A 17,952-nucleotide genomic window follows, 5' to 3' on the forward strand; every position below is an offset into this window, starting at 1 on the left:
ATTAAAAATGAGTTTATTAAAAAAGCTTTTTTCTTCGAGAAAAGAAAAAAGGCAAGAACCAGAAGTGCTTGCTGAATTTCGCAGCCCAAGCTGCCCGATTACAGCAATCGTAGAGCAAGATGAAAGAGTTGCTTACTTTTATCTTTGGGGTGATAAAGACACAGATTTTGGCATTAAAAGCTGTTGGATCAGAAACTTAGCGGCAGCACCTGCAAACCTTGAAACGAATCTTATCAAAAAAGGGATACCACCCATGCTTACCAGTTCATTTTGTAGATTTCCAGCGGGGCAACCTCCATTGAAAAGTGAAGATTTGGAAATTGTGTGGCTCGAAGAGGGGGACTCGGCAGCTTTATTAGCGAAAGAAGAAATTATTGCAATCATACCTTCGTGGTCAGGCAGTGGCGACTTTTTCGGCTACGCTAGAGATTCTAAAGATCACGGCGAATTCTGTTGGGAACTTACTGAATCGAATATTTTAATAGATAGGGTTAAAAGTGCCCAAGAATATTGGGCTTTATGGGATAGCGAACCAAATCCATTTCAAATAAAACAACCAGAATTATTAAAAAGCTATGAAGAAATTTTAGGAAAGAGCAATAAATATTATGCTATTGATGGAAATGAATGGCCACCAAAAGGACTATTTTTAAAAACTGGAGATTTTAATGATGTATTTGTTACCGTTGGACTTTCTTTGCTGCCAATGCCAGTAGTTGAAATGTATAGCGAAAATCCTAATCAAATAAACAGAATAGAATTAGGCCTGATATTAAAATCAGGCTTAATGCAATCGGAGTTAGACAAAATCGGAAATTGGATAAGCGGACAGGCAGACATCCCCTGGAAAAGAATTACATGGATGGGCAATGGCCATACTATAACATTTAAAGAATTTAAGAATACCAAAATCACTTCTGTAATTTTAGTTAGGGACTTAAATGTTCTACCTAAATTAGAACTCAATGATTATAGAGGTAGTTCAGTTAATGTTTTGTGGATGATACCCATAACTGAAAATGAAAGAAACCATGTCATTGAAAACGGCAGTGAACCACTTATCGAAAAATTGAACAATATAGGATCGGAAGTCTTTAATATCTATCGTCCAGAAATCATTTTTAATTAACCATGAAGAACATTTTCCAACCCGCAGTAACTAGCGAAATTATTGAAAGAATTAACAAGCTTACTCCAGCTACCACTCAACTTTGGGGTAAAATGAACGTTGCACAGATGCTGGCACATTGCAATGTAACTTACGAAATGGTTTACGATGACATTCATCCAAAACCAGGGCCGATAATGAAGTTTATCCTGAAAAAATTAGTCAAAAGCAAAGTGGTTAGCGAGAAACCTTATCCTAAAAATAATCAGACAGCCCCGCCATTTATTATTAAGGGTGAAAAAGATTTTGAAAAAGAGAAAAGGCGTTTAATTGATTACATTAATCAAACCCAACAACTTGGCGAAAATCATTTCGACGGCAAAGAATCACATTCATTTGGCCCGTTAGCAAAAACGGAGTGGAATAACATGTTCTATAAACACCTAGATCATCATTTAGCACAATTTGGTGCTTAATTCCAGGCACATAACAGCAAATTATTGTCCAAATTACCCCCTTAAATCGTCACTTTTAAACCTTACGCAAACTAAAAATCTTGCCTAACTTGTGGTAACACAAAAAATTTATATAAAATGGCAAAACCACTTGTAACATGCCTTTGGTTTGACGGACAAGCCGAAGAAGCAGCAAAATACTATTGTACAGTTTTTAAAGATTCCAAAATTACACAAGTAACCCCTATGGTTGTTACTTTCGAATTAAACGGAAATAAATTTATGGGCCTTAATGGCGGTCCACAGTTTAAATTCGATGAAGCTATTTCTCTTATGGTAAACTGCGACAGCCAGGAAGAAATAGACTATTATTGGGATACTTTCCTAAATGATGGTGGCGCAGAGAGCGTTTGCGGATGGCTAAAGGATAAATTCGGTCTTTCATGGCAAATTGTTCCATCAAACATTGGTGAGCTAATGGCAACGCCCGAAAGAGCAAAAAGAGTAATGGATGTTGTTATGAAAATGAAAAAGCTTGATATGAAAAAAATGGAAGAGGCATAATTTTTAACTTCTGCACCCTTTGAGTTACAAAGAAAATTGCTTATCTTAGGTTATATGAAAAGATTAACGATTTTAACCGCGTTAATCATCCCTATATTTCTTTGTACCTCTTGGGGGTTCTTTGCACATCAAAGGATAAATAGCCTTGCTGTTTTCACTTTGCCTTCTGATATGATCGGTTTCTATAAAAAGAATATCAAATACATTACCGAACATGCCGTTGACCCAGATAAACGCAGGTATGCTGATACGCTCGAAGCACCTCGGCATTACCTCGATGTGGAGAACTATGAGAAAAATATCGATAGTATTCCCGAAAAATGGGATGATGCCCTGGTTAAATACGGCCTAAAAAAACTAAACACTGATGGTATTATCCCCTGGCAAATACAACGTAGCTATTATGGTTTAGTTAAAGCCTTTAAAATGCGTGATTCGGTAAAGATTTTAAAATATTCTGCAGACCTGGGCCATTATATTGGCGATGCACATGTTCCTTTACACACTACTGCCAACCATAACGGCCAACTCACCAATCAGGTAGGTATACATGCCTTTTGGGAAAGCCGTTTACCCGAATTGTTTTCAACTCATTACAATTTTGTTGTTGGCAAAGCAGATTATATCGAAAACCCATTACAAGAAATCTGGAAAATACTTAAACACACACACAGTTTGGTTGATACCGTACTAACTTTCGAAGCTGAACTGAACGCATCTTTTCCTTCCGACAAGAAGTATAGCTTCTCTGAAAGGAATAATACTGTACTGAAACAATACTCTACAGCCTATTCAAAAGCTTACCATACTAAAATGAATAACATGGTAGAAAAGCAAATGCGTGCTGCCATATTAAAAACCGGATCATTCTGGTACTCCGCCTGGGTAGATGCAGGTCAGCCAGCGCTTAAAAATCTCATTAAAACATCGCTATTACCTGATGAGAAAATAGAAAGTGAAACGGTAGAAAGGAAATATCAAAATGGTTCCTTAATTGGTAGGGAACTATAATTATGCCTTTGTATCCTCTCCTTCAATAATTGCTTCAATCTTTTTAGGCTGAAAACGGCTCCTAACAGCTGCCCAGATGGCGGGAACAAAGGTTACCACAGCAATAAAAATAATAACCAGTTCGAAGTTGTTTTTAATTACCGGAATTTGCCCTAATAGATAACCGCCTAACAATAATGCAAATATCCAGGCTACTCCACCAATAATGTTATAATAGGTAAAACGACCGAATGGCATCTTGGCTATTCCAGCTACAAATGGTGCAATGGTTCTGAAAATTGGAAGAAATCTACTTAACATAATGGCCTTACCACCATGTTTCTCAAAAAATTCGTGAGATTGATGATAATATTTAAGCTTCAAAATCTTATTTTTTTCTTTGAATACACCTGCGCCTAAAACACTCCCGAGTTTATAGTTAACTGTATTTCCTAAAATTGCTGCTACAATTAGAATAATAAGCATGATCCAGATATTTAAACCAGTTTCATGTTCGCCTGCAATTAAAGCGCCCATTGCAAAAAGCAACGAATCGCCAGGAAGGAACGGTGTTACCACAAAACCGGTTTCGGCAAAAATGATCAGGAATAAAATGAGGTAAGTCCAGGTACGGTATTCGTTAACAATTTCAGCTAAATGTACGTCTATATGAAGAATAAAATCTATAAGCTGCTGTAGTAGTTCCATTTATCTAATTTTGGGCAAAAGTATGAATATCAAAGGGATTAAATGCTAGTATATTGCAATAAAATTAGTTGGCAGAAATGATTCTATTTTTAAGTTCTCCCTTTTTATCGCCATCAAATAATATCAGGTAAACCCTACCATTATTAATATTAAGAGAATCTAAGCGTGATACCGCAGGCGGAGGGTTTGTAGCAGTAGGACTAGTTAATTTAAAGGCAAATTTCATGTTTCTATTAACTTTAACCTTGAACGTTTTAATCGCTCCATACGCAATTGTAGATTCTACAGGTTTAGCAGTATTTGTGCTATCTGTAATTACAACACTAGAGCCTAGCGTATAACCAAGGTTTAAAAAAGTTAGTTTAGCTGAATCAAGATCTGGTTTTACATCATCGGTATAAACCTTCAATTTTGCAGGATCGCCAGTTTTTTCTTTATAATAAAAAACAGAATAATTCTGTCCGATTTTAAATGTTTGATCTCCTAGTGCAGCTACATCAACACCAGTATTTATATTTCGCGTGGTTATATTATAAGCAGCATCGCCTGCAACGACTACGTAACTTGTGTTTGTATTGTAAGCAACAGGTGTTCCTATTTGTATTCCATTTAAATAGAAATTTTGCGTAGTATCAGTCGAAGCAGTTTGAAAGAATCGAACTTTAGCATCACCTTCAATTAAATTATCGTTTTTGATGCATGAGCTGATTAAAACGGCAAGTGTAAGAAGAAGAAATATTTTAGGAAACAATACTTTGTTTTTCATAATTAATCGCTGATGCTAATAAAACGTAAAGATAGCAGAAAGCATATTAAACTTTGAAATTAATTATCGGTAATGATATGTGCTTCTAACGTTGCAGCCGTTGTACCACTAAACCAAATGGTATATATCTTTCCCCCTTCTAAAGCCGTACTTTGAATGGTTTTAACATTACCAGAACCTACTACTGTATATCTTAAATCGAATCCTGTATCCACTGCAAAATAGTTAGATGCTTCTTTAAAAGCCAGTCCATTAACAAACTGGGTACCGCCTTGTACCATAACATTTATGCCGGTGGCAAAATTAGGTGTAAGATTAATCAGTTTGATTTTGGCTTTGGTTGACTCGGTATTACTTAAATTATCTTCGTAACTTACTATTTCCATCTCTCCTTTTTTATTGGTAACCAAAAAAGTAGTGTAGGTAATAGATGGTGTAAAGTTTAAAGAGGTATCTGTAGTTGTATTATTTGTGCCGGTATAAGAAACGCTTCTATTGCCTGAAGGTATTTTTACATAATCGCTGGTTTCGCCAAAGGCTAAAGCAATAGTGGTTAGTTTTTCATTATCTAAATAAACATCCTGATGTACATCGGCCTGCACTGCATTGACCATTTTTACCTTGGCCTGGCCTTTTACTACTTCATCCGGGTTGTCCTTTTTACAGGATGATAGACCTATACTACATAATACGGTGAGTAAAATCAGTGATTTAGAGAGATTGTTATAGATTTTCATTGGTTGTGTTAGTTGGTTATAAACAAAAATGGCTCGGTCAAAAACCAAGCCACTTTGTTATTAAAACTAATAAACCAGTTCTTTCTTAATAACTATTATTTAACATAACAGGCATCACCAGCATTAAAACGTCCTCGTTTTCATCATTGGTTTGTGGAATTAAAAGTCCTGCTCTGTTTGGTGTCGAAAGTTCTAAAGTAACTTCATCACCGCTTAAATTACTCAACATTTCGATCAAAAAGCGTGCATTAAAGCCTATTTCGAGGTCTTCTCCGTCATACTGGCAACTTAAACGTTCATGTGCCTCGTTAGCAAAATCTAAATCTTCAGAAGAGATATTTAATTCACTTCCGCTAATTTTCAATCTTACCTGATGTGTCGTTTTATTCGCAAAAATTACAACCCTACGAAGTGTATTTAAAAACAAACCTCTATCGATAATTAGTTTGTTAGGGTTATTGGTTGGAATTACCGCCTCATAATCTGGATAGCGCTCGTCTATTAAACGACACACTAAATTGATATTTTCGAACTTAAAGAAAGCGCTTGTTGCATTATAATCTACTGATACATTAATATCAGTTGAGGGTAAAGCAGCCTTCAAAAGTGTTAAAGCTTTTTTAGGGAGAATAAATGAGGTTGCTTTATCTGCCTTGCTATCCATACGGCGATATCTCACCAATTTATGTGCATCGGTAGCTACAAAAGTAATGTGCTGAGGGGATAACTGACAGAATACACCTGTCATAGCAGGGCGCAACTCATCATTACTTACTGCGAAAATGGTTTTTGTAATGGCTTCAGTTAAAACAGATGCAGGCAAGTTTACTGAAGATGCGTTTTCCACTACTGGAATCTTCGGAAAATCATCACCATTTTCACCACTTAATTTATATTTACCATCTCCGGCACTGATCTCGATCGCAAAAGTACTATCATCGATATTAAATGCGATGGGCTGATCTGGCAATGTTTTAAGCGTATCTAATAAAATTTTAGATGGAACAGCTACTTTACCTTCTTCCTTTGATTCTACAGCCAAAGCAGTTGTCATACTGGTTTGCAGATCGGTAGCAGAGATAGTTAAGTTTCCATCTTTAATTTCGAAGAGAAAATTTTCTAATATAGGCAAAACCGTACTGCTGCTTGATGCACCATTTACAGTTTGTAAGTGTTTTAATAGAGTTGATGTGGATACAATAAATCTCATGATATTATTTAGTCTTCTTCAAAAATATAAAAATTATTTAGCGTACTTGTATTTGCGGTGATAATGTTGAAAAATCGCAAAGAATATTAACAATAGCAAGGGTGCCACCACATTTATAAATTGCCATTTCGTTTTTTCGAGCTTAATTTTGGCTTTATCCAACAATCTAATTTTTAATTCTTTATTCCTTAATGCAATTAAGTTGTCGTTATCCGTAAAATAATCAACAATATTGAGCAATAAGGCCTTATTACCAAAAGTACGCTGCGAATAACGGTCGAAACCTAGCGGAAAGGGAGTTCCATTTTGCTCCGATACCTGGTTTTTAAAAATATCGCCATCTCCTATCACAATCATTTTAGCTGGTTTACTTATACTTTCCAGGGTATAAGGTTGTGTAATGGTAGCTGGTAAGGGTCGCCCGGCAAAAACCGATGGAAAATTACCTTCTAACATCAAACCAACAGGCTGTGGTTTACTTTGGAAAGACCGCGGATCTAACTGCTCGCTTACCATTTGCAAGCTAAACAATTTCGGCACATTATACACTTTATTATAAGGAGATGTTGCTAAAATATAAGATTTTTTTACACCTTTAACACCAATAGTATCTACCGTACTGGGAAATTCAGATTTTACACCATCCAGCTTTTTCACAACACTTTCTACAGTATCTGGTAATAAAACCGGGTAATAAATCCAGGGTACCAACTGCATCTGGTTCTGTCCGCCAACAATACCTGTAGAAACCGGAATCTCGGCACTGTTTGCCGGATCGGCAATAATATTATAATTAATCCTTGCGCCATACATAAAAAGCATATCATCAAGGTTCAAATTACTGTTAACGGCCATCTGCCCACTTTTTCCGCGCAAACTATCCAATTCGGCATTTACCTGATCAATACTCCAAAGTACCCTCCCGCCGTTCATTACGAAATAATTGATTTTGTATTTCTCTGTTTCAGTAAAAGGTTTTTTGGGTTTGGCAATAATCAGCATTTTCAATTTATCCAGCCCTGCTTTATCAATACTATTCAAATCAATACGGCCAACCAGATAACTGCTAGATAGGCTGTGAATGGCATCAGCCAATTGTAAATCGGAAAGTTCGCCATTTGATTCCGAGAAGCCAATCCGAGGGTTATCACCCGAAAGCACTTTCCTTAAACCCGAAGTAAAAATATATTCCAGATTTTCAATAGAGCGGTTTATATTATCTTCGTAATTTCCGCGGGTATCTAAATTTTGAAAGAGTTTGATGGGAAATTCCCTTCCTTCACTTTCCATCATCGCCATCGGAAATACGAGCTTCTGCGTTAATCCACTTTCAGTTTTAACACTTAGATTGGTTGCTTCTATGCCTCTTTCGTACAAATTATTGATCACTGTATCTTGATCGGCCTGATTAAGCCCTGCTAAAGGGTCAACAAAAACCACCTTGACCTCGGTTTTAGCATAAGCCTGATAATCAGCTAAAATATCCGACACCGCAGCTTGTAACCTTTTAAAAGCAGGTGGTAACTCTCCCGCTAAAAATACAGTTATGATTACTGGTTTTTCATTTTTCTGCAGTAAGCTTTTTGTTTTTTCGCTCAGCGTAAAACGTTTATCGGCAGTGAAATCAAAGCGATAGAAAACATACTGACCTAAAACATTCACAATAACCAGTGCCGTTATTACGATGATGAAATTAACCCATTTATTCTTAAGCTTCATTATCGTTTCCCTCCTATTATTATTTTGGTGAACAATAAAAACAGCACTGAAAAAGTAATAAAGTAAATGAGATCTCTGGTGTCTAAAACACCACGGCTTATCGAAGTATAATGTTGATTAATCCCTAAACTGCTGATGATATTACCGATACTTTGAAATGCAGCAAGCTGACTGCTGTAATCGAAGCCTAAAAAAGCGAATGCACATAAAGCAGCACTGATCACAAAAGCAATCACCTGGTTTTTAGTCAATGCTGATGAGAAAATGCCAATGGATGTAAAGGCAGCACCTAATAAAAATAAACCGATATAAGAGCCGATAACCGATCCTGAATCGATATTTCCTTCAGGAAAACCCAACTTTGAAATGCTATAGTAATAAATTAAGGTTGGGATTAGGGCAAAAAGCACCAGAACTAAACTCGCTAAATACTTTGCCACCACAATCTGCCAGATTTGGATGGGACGGGTAATCAAAAGCTCATAAGTTCCCTCTCTCCGCTCTTCGGCAAAAGAGCGCATGGTAATGGCTGGAATAAGAAACATGAAAAGATAAGGAACCAAACTAAAAAAACCATCAAGCTCAGCATAACCATAATCAAGTATTGAAGTATCTGGAAAAAACCAAAGTAACAGGCCAGAAACCAATAGAAAAATGCCAATGGTAATATAAGCAACCATCGAACTTAAGAAACTGAATAACTCGCGTTTAAAAACTGCGTACATGTGCTATTAAAACGCCGAAGTTAACCATTTATTCCTGCAAATTTAAAAGGAATTGATTAAATGAATGTATTATTAAATCAGTAATATTTAAATTTAAAAAGAGGTTGTATCATAAATAGAATTGTCATCCTGAGCCCGTCGAAGGACTTAGTTAAATAATCTTTTATGTGTTTCGACAGGCTCAACATGACAAAATCTCAAAAGAAACCTTCTTTATGATACAACCACTTCTTTATTTCCCGGTTCTTTTAGAAAGAAAAACCTACACCAACTGAGAAAACTTTATTTTTAAAGGTAATATCATCCGAAAGATCTGTATCTGCTATACTGCTTAGCCCCAATCCGTAACCTGCATGAATATTAAAACCATTGTTTAATTGGTAACCTGCCAGAAAGTTTAGGCCAAAATCAGTCCGTTTAAATTCTGATTCTGCCTCGCCAAATTTAATATCTTCTTTTATCGACCCATATTTAACATTTGCACTTAATGCGTAAGCAAAGTACGGTCCTGCACCTAGGAATACCTTACCAGCGCTTCCTACTTTAAAATTCGCCAATAGGTTTACCGGTAACTCCAGATATTTAAAATTTAATGTTGCCTCTTCAGTAGTGTTAATATCGTTATCTTCGAAATCAATATCACCACTGGCCAGTTTTGTTCCTTTGTTTATAAAAGTTAAACCTGGTTGAATTGAAATTACATCAGATAATACAAATTCGGCTGTACCGCCAACATAATAAGATGTTTTTGCATCGAAACTTACTGATGCGTTTCCTGATGATATGGTCATGTTTGGAAAGGCTACTCCGGCTTTCACACCAAAAATTACAGGTTTGTTTGTTTGAGCTGAAGCTGCAAAGCTTAAACCTGCAACTGTTAATAAAGATAATACTAGTTTTTTCATCTGATTTTTTTTGAGAGTTTTTTTGAAAATTATTTTTTAGTTTCCGTGTCTTCACCTATCAAGCGAAAACAGTACAATGATAAACAAACTAACTTGATAGTTAAAATTATTTTATAACCAATGAAACCTTAAACAGCTGATAAACAACAAAGCCCCCAATTTCTTGGAGGCTTTGGAATAAATTATTGTTTTTATTACAAACCGAATGCGAATGCAGCGCGGATACCAATAAACGATGAGGTAGAGCCATTTCTCGCCCAACCTTCATAACGTATTCCTAAATCAATACTTGATTTATCAGCTACCGAAAAAGATGCACCTAAGGTTGGCGCATACGCAAAAGCTGTACTTGATCCCTCTCCAGTACCAAAAGCAGCACCTAATTCACCAGCGCCATAAAAATTGCCACCAAAATAATATTTAGCACCAACCTTTACTGGAATAGCACCTTCATTCTTAAGGTCTACACCTAATGCTTTAAAAGCATCTTTATACTCTTTCTTGTAAGAGAAAGACAAATATCCAGCCGATCCTGTTAAATTTAAAGATTTAGCAACATTTAACTCACCTTGAATTGAACCGCCAAAGCCTAAGTTATAAACATCCCCAAAATCTCCAATTGGCAATGCGAACTCTGGTCCTACACTGATTTTGTTAACTGCTCCTTCTGTTTGAGCTGAAGCTGCAAAGCCCAGGCCTGCAACCATTAATAAAGAAAGTAATACTTTTTTCATGTGATTTTTATTTATTGTTCGTTAATTATTTGTCCATTTTAGACAATCATGATGCCAAAAACGTTACAAATAAACCCTAAAAAAGAAATTATAAAACACAACACACTGATTAACTGAACATTAAATAGAGAATAATTTATTCTAAAACGTTGTATTAAGTTATAAGATTTAGGAGCATTGTATTTTTTTTGACCAATAAACCAAACAATTAAACACAACAATTGTTTCAGAGCCCAAACACATAGGCAAATCTGATCCCCACAAATCCTTTTGTATCAGATCTGTTCAGGCCTGTCGTATTATTCTTTCCTGTCCATGCTTCATAGCGGATGCCTAAATCGAGTTTATTTCCTCCTGAAAGTTTGAATTGATTGCCTATGCCGGGCGACCAGGCAAATAAGGTTTTCTGATTTTTATTTAAAGGCAATGTTGCGCCTAACTGCCCTTCAGCGTAAAAGCTTTCTCCCAGCTGATATTTCAGGCCAGCTTTAATGGGTATATAAGTTAAATCCTGAACCTTAAAAAGCTGATTTCGTTTACCAAAAAAATTCATAAAACCTCCGTTTAAGGATATAGCAAAATCTGAAGCTATCGGGAAATCAGCTTTTATTGATGCGCCCAAACCTATTCCAGATAAATTAACGAAGTTTCCCGATGGCAAACCTATTTCGGCACCAATACCAATATTAGGGATATTTTGGGCTTTCAATATAACAGGTGTTAAAAATAGAAGGACTATTAAGGCATTTTTTATTTTTTGGCAAAGCATGGATTAAGCGGTAAGTTTTCTGAAAATATCTTCTAATGATTGTTGTTGGTGAGCTTTTTTCAAACCTTCAAGAGAGTTGTGAGCTACAATTTTACCCTTGCTGATGATGATAATGTCATCACAAATGGCTTCAACCTCTTGCATAATGTGCGTGGAGATGACGACCGTTTTAGCCGCTCCCAATGTTTTGATCAATTGCCTGATATCAACGAGTTGGTTTGGATCTAAGCCTGATGTAGGTTCATCTAAAATAAGTACCTCCGGGTTATGGATAATGGCCTGAGCCAGACCTACCCTTTGGCGATAACCTTTGGATAACATCCCGATTTTTTTATGTTGCTCGGGTGTTAAACCGACCATTTTGATGACTTCATCAATCCGAGCAGGCAAATTGTTAAGCTTATAAGTTTGGCCAACAAAATTCAAAAATTCCTTTACATACATATCCGTATAAAGTGGCGTATTCTCAGGAAGATAGCCAATATGTTTTTTAGCTTCTATGGCTTCTGAAAGAATGTTCTTTCCAGAAATTTCAGCCTCACCAGATGTAGGTTCCAAATACCCGGTAAGCATGCGCATGGTGGTAGATTTTCCAGCGCCATTAGGGCCAAGAAAACCTAAAATACGACCTGGCCTGGCTTCAAAGCTAATCAAATCGACCGCCTTTTGCTTATCGTAATGTTTAGAAAGATTTTTAACGGAAATACTCATTTTGTGTTTTTTACCACAGATTTGCACAGATAAACACAGATTTCATAATTAGTTAAACAGATCTGTATTCATCCTTTCCATCCCTGGTTAATTAATATGCGATGAACTTAATTTTTTATTATACCTAAACTTATCCAGTTCTTCTGATGCCTGTGGTAAATTATCACCCGATAAAATATCTGCACCATTGTTAACCAAATGATAATAAACATTCTTTACCGGACTGGCAATTGCACTTTTATCGATATTCCCCATAGTGCCTAAGATAGTGGTAATGCCCTTGTTGTGCAGGTATTCGTACAGTTCTTTATCCGGAGCAGAAACACCAACAAAAGCTACAATACGGTTATTGGGAATCCCCATGCTATTTAAACGTTTTAATTCTGTTTTCTTTTGAACAGAAGCAGAAATCATAAGTTCGGGTGCCAATTGATGCACTTCCTTGGCCTGGTTGGCAGTATAAGTAATGATTATCGAATTACTTTCAACTTTATATTGCCTTACCTTTTCGATCACTTTGGCATAAGAAACACCCTTTTTCAAATCGATGGTTAATAAAACTTTTCCTTTGCTCCAGCTTAATACACTATCTAAAGTCGGGATTTTAAATTTTGTTTCTTTGCCCTCATCGTCCTTAAGATTAAAAGCCTTCAGTTCTTCATAAGTATAACTGCCAATCGGTCCTTTTCCTGTCGAAGTACGATCGAGCTTATCATCGTGCATAATCACCATTACCGAATCTTTACTGTAGGCAATGTCGAATTCGATAATTACCGGATTATAGGTAGTGGCATTATCGAAGGTTTCGATACAGTTTTCAGGAAAACCAGGCATTGGACCACCACGATGGGCACTGATTAATGGAAAACGGTTTTCTGGCGACCATTTTAAGAATTGATATAACTCCGCTAGTGTATTAAACTTAATATATTGATGGCTTTTTTCTTCTGGTTTGCATGAGGTAAAAACTGCAACCATAACCAAAAATAGCAAATGATGGAATTTCATGCTTCAAAAGTAAGGTTAATTGGTTAATTGTTGAAATCGGTTAATCGTGCCATTATATCCGTTTACCAATTCATATTTTTAAATAATTAACCTTTACGCAAAGCCATTTTTGATGGCAAAAACAGCCAATCCTACCCGGGTTTTAAGTTCGAGTTTTTCACATAACTGATCGCGATAGCTTTCAACAGTTCTCGGGCTACAGAACATTTTATCGGCTATTTCCTTATAATTAAGTTCGGTAACAGTGTATTTTAAAAACTCTTTCTCCCGATCTGAAATTTTAATTTCAACATCTTTGGTTTTATTCAGGCTGGAAAAAATGATTTTTGATGCCCAGTCAGGGTAAAAAAATCCGTTGATATTCAATTTTGTAAGCGCGTTTTCGAGCTCTACCGGGTGCGCATTTTTTAAAAGGTAGCCTTTAGCACCATTACTAACCATTTTAATCACACTTTTTTCTTCACCCTGCATACTCAAGGCCATTACTTTTACCTCCGGATGGTGTGCAGTTACCCAGGTAACGGTTTCAAAACCATCCATAATGGGCATACTAATATCTAAAAGTAAAATATCGGGGATTTTATTGCTGTTCTTGAAGTTTTTAATCAGCTCTTTTCCGTTTTCACAAACATACAGCACCTCAAAGGCTGCAAAATTATCTATAATACCTTGAAGTGCTTTTGCAATCAGGATATGATCATCAACAATAACTATAGTTTTTTTCATGCCGGGCCATTTAAAATAATAGTAAGTGTAGTGCCTAAATCGGGTTTGCTTTCTAAATTAAATTGTCCACCGATAATTTCGGCTCTTTTTTTCATGTTTTTTAATCCTATACCATCAGAAGTGATTTTACCATAATCAAATCCTACTCCATCATCCTGTATTTTTAACGTTAAAAAAATTTCAGGAGAAGAATTTAATTGAATCTTTATATTACTGCAATGTGCATGTTTTAAGCTGTTTTGAAGAAATTCCTGTGTTATCCTTAACAATACATTCTTTTTCACAAACTCCAGATCTATACTTTCGAAATTGTATTGAAAGGTTACCTTACATTTTTTCAAAGCATTGAGGTTGTTCACTTCTTCCTGTATTAAAGTTACAATTTCATTTTCACTTATATTATCGTTCGTTAAGTTTTTCGACAAACTCCTCAAGTCTTGCAACGATGAATTAATGATCTGATAAATCTGCTCAATTCTATTACTTGCCTGAGGCACCTTATTTTCGTGTACAAGCTGTTGGGTATAAAGGCTCACCAATGTTAATTTTTGCCCGATATTATCGTGTAATTCGCGGCCAATCTGCTGCATGGTGGCCTGTTGTATTTCTAATTGAGTAGTTAAAAGTTCCTTTTGATGTATTTCGTTGGTGATTTTAATTTCATTCAGATATTCTCTTTTCCGCTCTTTATATTTTTTGATATAAACCATAATGGCCACTACAAACAGCACAAAAAACAGGTTAAAAAGGATAATTGTAATTAAGAGTTCTGTTTTCCCCATATGAATGAAATTGAGAATAATACATACATTACAATATTAGAAATCAAAAAGTAATCAAAATAAATGTTCCAAATTTGAGTATAATCTCTCAAAAGCGAATAAAATGTTAAAAAAGGAAGGGTGCCAATATAGAATAAGGTAACACCTAGATTAATATAGAACATTCTATTTTTATTAAAATTAATGATATCTGAAGATGTAATTTGTTTATAGTATTCCATTACAACCAAAACCATTAAAATAAGGCATCCAAAAGTATAGTTAAATGAAAATATTATTCTTCTTTCTTTAAAGTAAAGTGCACTGAATATAAATGAGAATAGGTACAACATGGTAATGGTCCAAAATAACGTTTTATTATTAAAAGATTTTGCACCATATAACCAGTAAAAAAATATAAACTGGAAGGGGATAATGATGTAATTATAATATTTTGTTTTTGAAAAATTAATATACTGTCCTCCCCATTTCCCAATAACTTCACAGATAAAAATAATGATCAGATAATAGATAAAATATCTCCAATGTTGCTCCTTTAATCGTTTAAAGTAGCATAGCGCTATCAATGCAGCCCCTCCTTCAATCCAGAGAAAACTGTCACTTAGAAATTGTTGAGATTCGCTCATCAAAATAGTGCATTAATATTTCTGCATAGCTGAATCAGCTGGTGGAATAAGCTGGCCATGATTTTGAGCCATTACCTCCTGCGATTGACTATCACTACTGTCTGAACTCATGGCCATTAAGGTAATTGGATGCTGTTTTTCTCTTTCTTTTAGCGGGAAAGTAGCACGGTCTAAAGGATTAAAGTCATAATCCTGGTAGCTTCCGTCACTGCTCTTTTTCTTTAAAGTAGGGATCATAACAAGTGTATGTTTTTGAGCATAATTTTTTCCTATCGATTTTTCATCTTCAAAACCGCTCCATTCGTTCTCTTTTGGATAAGCAGCGTAATAGAAACGAATGCCCAGCGCTCCATCAGCAATGCGCGGATCTACTTTTTTGCTGAAAAATTCGATATCGGCAATAAATTTTTTCAAGGTTTTTAAACCGAAAGAAACAGAATGCGAATCGTTTATTCCCAATGTTTTATTAATCGCAGCTAAATGGTTATTCCGATAACCATCTACCATTTGTTGAATTATTGCCGGATTCATGGTATTTGGATGTCCCCGCCTTTCATTTGTTTTCATAAGATCGATTAGTTTTAGTAACAGATAACATGCTAGTACCCCACATAAAAATACGATAGCATAGCTAGGTAGATGTTGCATTTCCATAATTTTTGAGTTTTATATTAAAGTTAACTTTTATTCCCAAATGTGATAAAACTTTTATAGATAACAGATGGGGTTTTCCCCATATTTTATTGTTGTTTTTACTGCTTTTTATTTTGTTGCTTTCACCATTGATTTCTAGTGGTTTACCTAAGGTTTTTCTGCCCCAACTTTTTCAACTTTGGATTAGTGTTTAACAACAAAAAACACCAATGGGAATAAGCCGAAAATCCTGAATAGAGTAGGCAAAACTTAAAAACTTAAACCATGTCAAAAACCTTGAAAAAAGAAGAAAAAGTAGAGTACACAGGAAGATATCTTGTACTACTACCAGAAGGATCCAACACCTCCGATTCTATTAACCAGATCAATTCTATTAGCGGATTGAACTTAAAAAGCTCTTTAGAATTTGAAAACGAGTTTTTCACTGATAAAGACCTCGCTAAAACTGATGGTATCATACTAGACAAGCTGGGTATTGCTATCGTAAACGAAAAACCAAAAATTGAAAATTCAATCAGCAGTTTAGGCGAAAGTGAAATGATTGTAGAAAAAGAAAGAGTAGTTTATGCTATTGGAATGCTGGATGAAAGTACCCAAAATTATGTAGAGGGCTATAGAGATGCGGTAAACCAAATGACCAATGTATTGGTGGGAACCGAAACAGAAGATTACAACTATGAAGAGCAGGAATCTGAAGTAGAATCTGTTGGCGCTACCTGGGGATTAAAAGCAACCAATGTTGTACCAACCAGCTTTTTAAGATACAACCCATACAATGGTGCAGGCATTAAAGTTGCCATATTGGATACAGGATTCGATTTCCATCACCCTGATTTTGCTGGCCGTCCTGTTGTTCATCAAAGTTTTATTAGCGGAGAAAGCACACAGGATGGACATGGCCACGGCACACACTGTACGGGTACTGCCTGTGGTCCCTCTAGTTCGCCATCGGCAACAGAAAGATACGGTATTGCCTATGCCGCCAGTATTTATATCGGAAAAGTTTTAAGCAATGGCGGTTCTGGTGGTGATGGAGGCATTCTTGCTGGCATTAACTGGGCCATTGCCAACCGTTGTGATGTGGTAAGCATGTCGTTAAGGGGCTTTGTAACCGGAGCAGGCTATTCTGCTGTTTTTGAAACCGCTGCTGCCCGTGCTTTAGCCCAAGGTACTTTAATTATTGCTGCTGCAGGAAACGATTCGGCAAGGCCAGGCACTGTTAGACAGGTAATGCACCCTGCAAATTGCCCGTCAATAATGGCTGTAGGTGCTGTAGATGTAAATATGAACGTAGCGGCTTTTTCTAACGGAGGTCTTTACCCAACTTATGGTGCTGTAGATATTGCTGCTCCAGGTGTTAACGTGTATTCTTCTACAAAACTGCCTACTAAGTATGCAAGCTGGAATGGAACCAGTATGGCTACCCCACATGTTGCTGGTATTGCCGCACTATGGGCACAGGCATCGGGTCTGAGAGGAATTAATTTATGGAGAAAATTAACCTCAACAGCAAAAGCATTACCTTTACCAGGTAGAGATGTAGGAGCCGGATTGGTACAGGCACCTACAAAAACAAGATTGATAAAATACCCAATTGATAGATTCCCAATTGATCGATTCCCAATTGATAAACTCCCTATTTTAGTTAATCCGAAATTCCCTATCGATCCAATTGGCCCAATTGAAAAAATTATAAGATGAAAACAAAATGGTTAATATCTGTAAAAGACAATGCAATGGATTCAGTAGCAAAAGAGCTGAAGGAAATTGGTGTTAAAGATGTAGAAGCTTTAGATTCAATTGGTGTAATCGTAATTGTTCCGGGCAATCATAAAATTGCAGATATCAAAAAAATTGATGGCGTTTTAAGTGTTGAAGAGGAAAGGGACATCAGCATTTAAGCCAACAAAAACCTAATCACTTTCTTAATTTTAAAAATCGGTGTGACATTTAGTTGCACCGATTTTTTTATATCTGAGTTAGGCCCGATTAGATAATGCAAATGATTAGTAAAGGTGCTGTAACATTTTATGGGGAGGGTTCGGTCGGGCTGTT

The 17,952-nt window shown here is 36.1% G+C and carries 20 protein-coding genes; 6 read left to right on the plus strand and 14 right to left on the minus strand.

Annotated elements, in window-relative coordinates; translation table 11 throughout:
• Nucleotides 1-7: 7 nt before the first annotated feature.
• The 4 genes from ASU31_RS11145 (at nucleotide 8) to ASU31_RS11160 (ending at nucleotide 3,138) form a co-directional block, all read left to right on the plus strand.
• Entirely contained in the window at nucleotides 8-1,129 is a 1,122-nt protein-coding gene (locus ASU31_RS11145; protein WP_057932394.1) for a suppressor of fused domain protein, read from the plus strand.
• A 2-nt stretch (nucleotides 1,130-1,131) separates the two neighbouring features.
• A complete protein-coding gene (locus ASU31_RS11150; protein ID WP_057932395.1) occupies nucleotides 1,132-1,584 on the plus strand; it encodes a DUF1569 domain-containing protein in 453 nt (150 codons plus the stop codon).
• A gap of 117 nt (nucleotides 1,585-1,701) precedes the next feature.
• Nucleotides 1,702-2,127 (plus strand): VOC family protein, encoded by a 426-nt coding sequence (locus tag ASU31_RS11155; protein ID WP_057932396.1) that lies wholly within the window; start codon nucleotides 1,702-1,704, stop codon nucleotides 2,125-2,127.
• 54 nt (nucleotides 2,128-2,181) lie between these two features.
• Nucleotides 2,182-3,138, plus strand: a complete 957-nt coding sequence (locus ASU31_RS11160; RefSeq protein ID WP_057932397.1) for a zinc dependent phospholipase C family protein — start codon at nucleotides 2,182-2,184, stop codon at nucleotides 3,136-3,138.
• Here ASU31_RS11160 and ASU31_RS11165 read toward each other — a convergent pair whose 3' ends face one another.
• The 14 genes from ASU31_RS11165 to ASU31_RS11235 form a co-directional block, all read right to left on the minus strand.
• A complete protein-coding gene (locus tag ASU31_RS11165; RefSeq protein WP_057932398.1) occupies nucleotides 3,139-3,825 on the minus strand; it encodes a DedA family protein in 687 nt (228 codons plus the stop codon).
• Nucleotides 3,826-3,889: 64 nt separating this feature from the next.
• Nucleotides 3,890-4,591, minus strand: coding sequence for a DUF4397 domain-containing protein (locus ASU31_RS11170; protein WP_057932399.1), 702 nt, complete (start codon nucleotides 4,589-4,591; stop codon nucleotides 3,890-3,892).
• A gap of 59 nt (nucleotides 4,592-4,650) precedes the next feature.
• The gene (locus ASU31_RS11175) at nucleotides 4,651-5,328 is read right to left on the minus strand and encodes a DUF4397 domain-containing protein (RefSeq protein WP_057932400.1); all 678 of its coding nucleotides are present in this window, start codon (nucleotides 5,326-5,328) and stop codon (nucleotides 4,651-4,653) included.
• An 85-nt stretch (nucleotides 5,329-5,413) separates the two neighbouring features.
• Nucleotides 5,414-6,538: a DNA polymerase III subunit beta gene (dnaN, locus tag ASU31_RS11180; protein WP_025143176.1), complete on the minus strand. Its 1,125-nt coding sequence runs from the start codon at nucleotides 6,536-6,538 to the stop codon at nucleotides 5,414-5,416.
• A 33-nt stretch (nucleotides 6,539-6,571) separates the two neighbouring features.
• Nucleotides 6,572-8,257: a gliding motility-associated ABC transporter substrate-binding protein GldG gene (gene gldG / locus ASU31_RS11185; RefSeq protein WP_057932401.1), complete on the minus strand. Its 1,686-nt coding sequence runs from the start codon at nucleotides 8,255-8,257 to the stop codon at nucleotides 6,572-6,574.
• The gene (gene gldF / locus ASU31_RS11190) at nucleotides 8,257-8,982 is read right to left on the minus strand and encodes a gliding motility-associated ABC transporter permease subunit GldF (RefSeq protein WP_057932402.1); all 726 of its coding nucleotides are present in this window, start codon (nucleotides 8,980-8,982) and stop codon (nucleotides 8,257-8,259) included. The genes gldG and gldF overlap by 1 nt, the downstream gene beginning before the upstream one ends.
• A gap of 248 nt (nucleotides 8,983-9,230) precedes the next feature.
• Nucleotides 9,231-9,887, minus strand: coding sequence for a porin family protein (locus tag ASU31_RS11195; RefSeq protein WP_057932403.1), 657 nt, complete (start codon nucleotides 9,885-9,887; stop codon nucleotides 9,231-9,233).
• 194 nt (nucleotides 9,888-10,081) lie between these two features.
• Nucleotides 10,082-10,621: a hypothetical protein gene (locus ASU31_RS11200; protein WP_057932404.1), complete on the minus strand. Its 540-nt coding sequence runs from the start codon at nucleotides 10,619-10,621 to the stop codon at nucleotides 10,082-10,084.
• A gap of 226 nt (nucleotides 10,622-10,847) precedes the next feature.
• Nucleotides 10,848-11,330, minus strand: coding sequence for a hypothetical protein (locus ASU31_RS11205; protein WP_157257978.1), 483 nt, complete (start codon nucleotides 11,328-11,330; stop codon nucleotides 10,848-10,850).
• 63 nt (nucleotides 11,331-11,393) lie between these two features.
• Nucleotides 11,394-12,101 carry an ATP-binding cassette domain-containing protein gene (locus ASU31_RS11210; RefSeq protein ID WP_057932406.1) on the minus strand — a complete coding sequence of 236 codons (708 nt, stop codon included), beginning with the start codon at nucleotides 12,099-12,101 and terminating at the stop codon, nucleotides 11,394-11,396.
• 87 nt (nucleotides 12,102-12,188) lie between these two features.
• A complete protein-coding gene (locus ASU31_RS11215; protein ID WP_057932407.1) occupies nucleotides 12,189-13,109 on the minus strand; it encodes a glycerophosphodiester phosphodiesterase family protein in 921 nt (306 codons plus the stop codon).
• Between the two features lie 93 nt (nucleotides 13,110-13,202).
• Nucleotides 13,203-13,835, minus strand: coding sequence for a response regulator transcription factor (locus ASU31_RS11220; protein ID WP_057932408.1), 633 nt, complete (start codon nucleotides 13,833-13,835; stop codon nucleotides 13,203-13,205).
• A complete protein-coding gene (locus ASU31_RS11225) occupies nucleotides 13,832-14,617 on the minus strand; it encodes a sensor histidine kinase (protein ID WP_057932409.1) in 786 nt (261 codons plus the stop codon). The genes ASU31_RS11220 and ASU31_RS11225 overlap by 4 nt, the downstream gene beginning before the upstream one ends.
• A gap of 638 nt (nucleotides 14,618-15,255) precedes the next feature.
• Nucleotides 15,256-15,810: a hypothetical protein gene (locus ASU31_RS11235; protein ID WP_057932411.1), complete on the minus strand. Its 555-nt coding sequence runs from the start codon at nucleotides 15,808-15,810 to the stop codon at nucleotides 15,256-15,258.
• Between the two features lie 351 nt (nucleotides 15,811-16,161).
• On the opposite strand from ASU31_RS11235, the gene ASU31_RS11240 reads away from it, so the two are divergent.
• Nucleotides 16,162-17,598: a S8 family peptidase gene (locus ASU31_RS11240; protein ID WP_083505339.1), complete on the plus strand. Its 1,437-nt coding sequence runs from the start codon at nucleotides 16,162-16,164 to the stop codon at nucleotides 17,596-17,598.
• Nucleotides 17,595-17,798 (plus strand): hypothetical protein, encoded by a 204-nt coding sequence (locus ASU31_RS11245; RefSeq protein WP_057932412.1) that lies wholly within the window; start codon nucleotides 17,595-17,597, stop codon nucleotides 17,796-17,798. Before ASU31_RS11240 ends, ASU31_RS11245 begins: the two co-directional genes overlap by 4 nt.
• Nucleotides 17,799-17,952 lie beyond the last annotated feature (154 nt).

The sequence above is a fragment of the Pedobacter ginsenosidimutans genome (genome assembly GCF_001442625.1).
GTDB lineage: Bacteria > Bacteroidota > Bacteroidia > Sphingobacteriales > Sphingobacteriaceae > Pedobacter > Pedobacter ginsenosidimutans.

Excerpts from the sequence above, each read along its gene's own strand:
- ASU31_RS11145 (WP_057932394.1), top strand. The coding sequence starts at position 8 with ATGAGTTTATTAAAAAAGCTTTTTTCTTCGAGAAAAGAAAAAAGGCAA.
- ASU31_RS11150 (WP_057932395.1), top strand. The coding sequence starts at position 1,132 with ATGAAGAACATTTTCCAACCCGCAGTAACTAGCGAAATTATTGAAAGA.
- ASU31_RS11155 (WP_057932396.1), top strand. The coding sequence starts at position 1,702 with ATGGCAAAACCACTTGTAACATGCCTTTGGTTTGACGGACAAGCCGAA.
- ASU31_RS11160 (WP_057932397.1), top strand. The coding sequence starts at position 2,182 with ATGAAAAGATTAACGATTTTAACCGCGTTAATCATCCCTATATTTCTT.
- ASU31_RS11165 (WP_057932398.1), bottom strand. The coding sequence starts at position 3,825 with ATGGAACTACTACAGCAGCTTATAGATTTTATTCTTCATATAGACGTA.
- ASU31_RS11170 (WP_057932399.1), bottom strand. The coding sequence starts at position 4,591 with ATGAAAAACAAAGTATTGTTTCCTAAAATATTTCTTCTTCTTACACTT.
- ASU31_RS11175 (WP_057932400.1), bottom strand. The coding sequence starts at position 5,328 with ATGAAAATCTATAACAATCTCTCTAAATCACTGATTTTACTCACCGTA.
- dnaN (WP_025143176.1), bottom strand. The coding sequence starts at position 6,538 with ATGAGATTTATTGTATCCACATCAACTCTATTAAAACACTTACAAACT.
- gldG (WP_057932401.1), bottom strand. The coding sequence starts at position 8,257 with ATGAAGCTTAAGAATAAATGGGTTAATTTCATCATCGTAATAACGGCA.
- gldF (WP_057932402.1), bottom strand. The coding sequence starts at position 8,982 with ATGTACGCAGTTTTTAAACGCGAGTTATTCAGTTTCTTAAGTTCGATG.
- ASU31_RS11195 (WP_057932403.1), bottom strand. The coding sequence starts at position 9,887 with ATGAAAAAACTAGTATTATCTTTATTAACAGTTGCAGGTTTAAGCTTT.
- ASU31_RS11200 (WP_057932404.1), bottom strand. The coding sequence starts at position 10,621 with ATGAAAAAAGTATTACTTTCTTTATTAATGGTTGCAGGCCTGGGCTTT.
- ASU31_RS11210 (WP_057932406.1), bottom strand. The coding sequence starts at position 12,101 with ATGAGTATTTCCGTTAAAAATCTTTCTAAACATTACGATAAGCAAAAG.
- ASU31_RS11215 (WP_057932407.1), bottom strand. The coding sequence starts at position 13,109 with ATGAAATTCCATCATTTGCTATTTTTGGTTATGGTTGCAGTTTTTACC.
- ASU31_RS11220 (WP_057932408.1), bottom strand. The coding sequence starts at position 13,835 with ATGAAAAAAACTATAGTTATTGTTGATGATCATATCCTGATTGCAAAA.
- ASU31_RS11225 (WP_057932409.1), bottom strand. The coding sequence starts at position 14,617 with ATGGGGAAAACAGAACTCTTAATTACAATTATCCTTTTTAACCTGTTT.
- ASU31_RS11235 (WP_057932411.1), bottom strand. The coding sequence starts at position 15,810 with ATGAAAACAAATGAAAGGCGGGGACATCCAAATACCATGAATCCGGCA.
- ASU31_RS11240 (WP_083505339.1), top strand. The coding sequence starts at position 16,162 with ATGTCAAAAACCTTGAAAAAAGAAGAAAAAGTAGAGTACACAGGAAGA.
- ASU31_RS11245 (WP_057932412.1), top strand. The coding sequence starts at position 17,595 with ATGAAAACAAAATGGTTAATATCTGTAAAAGACAATGCAATGGATTCA.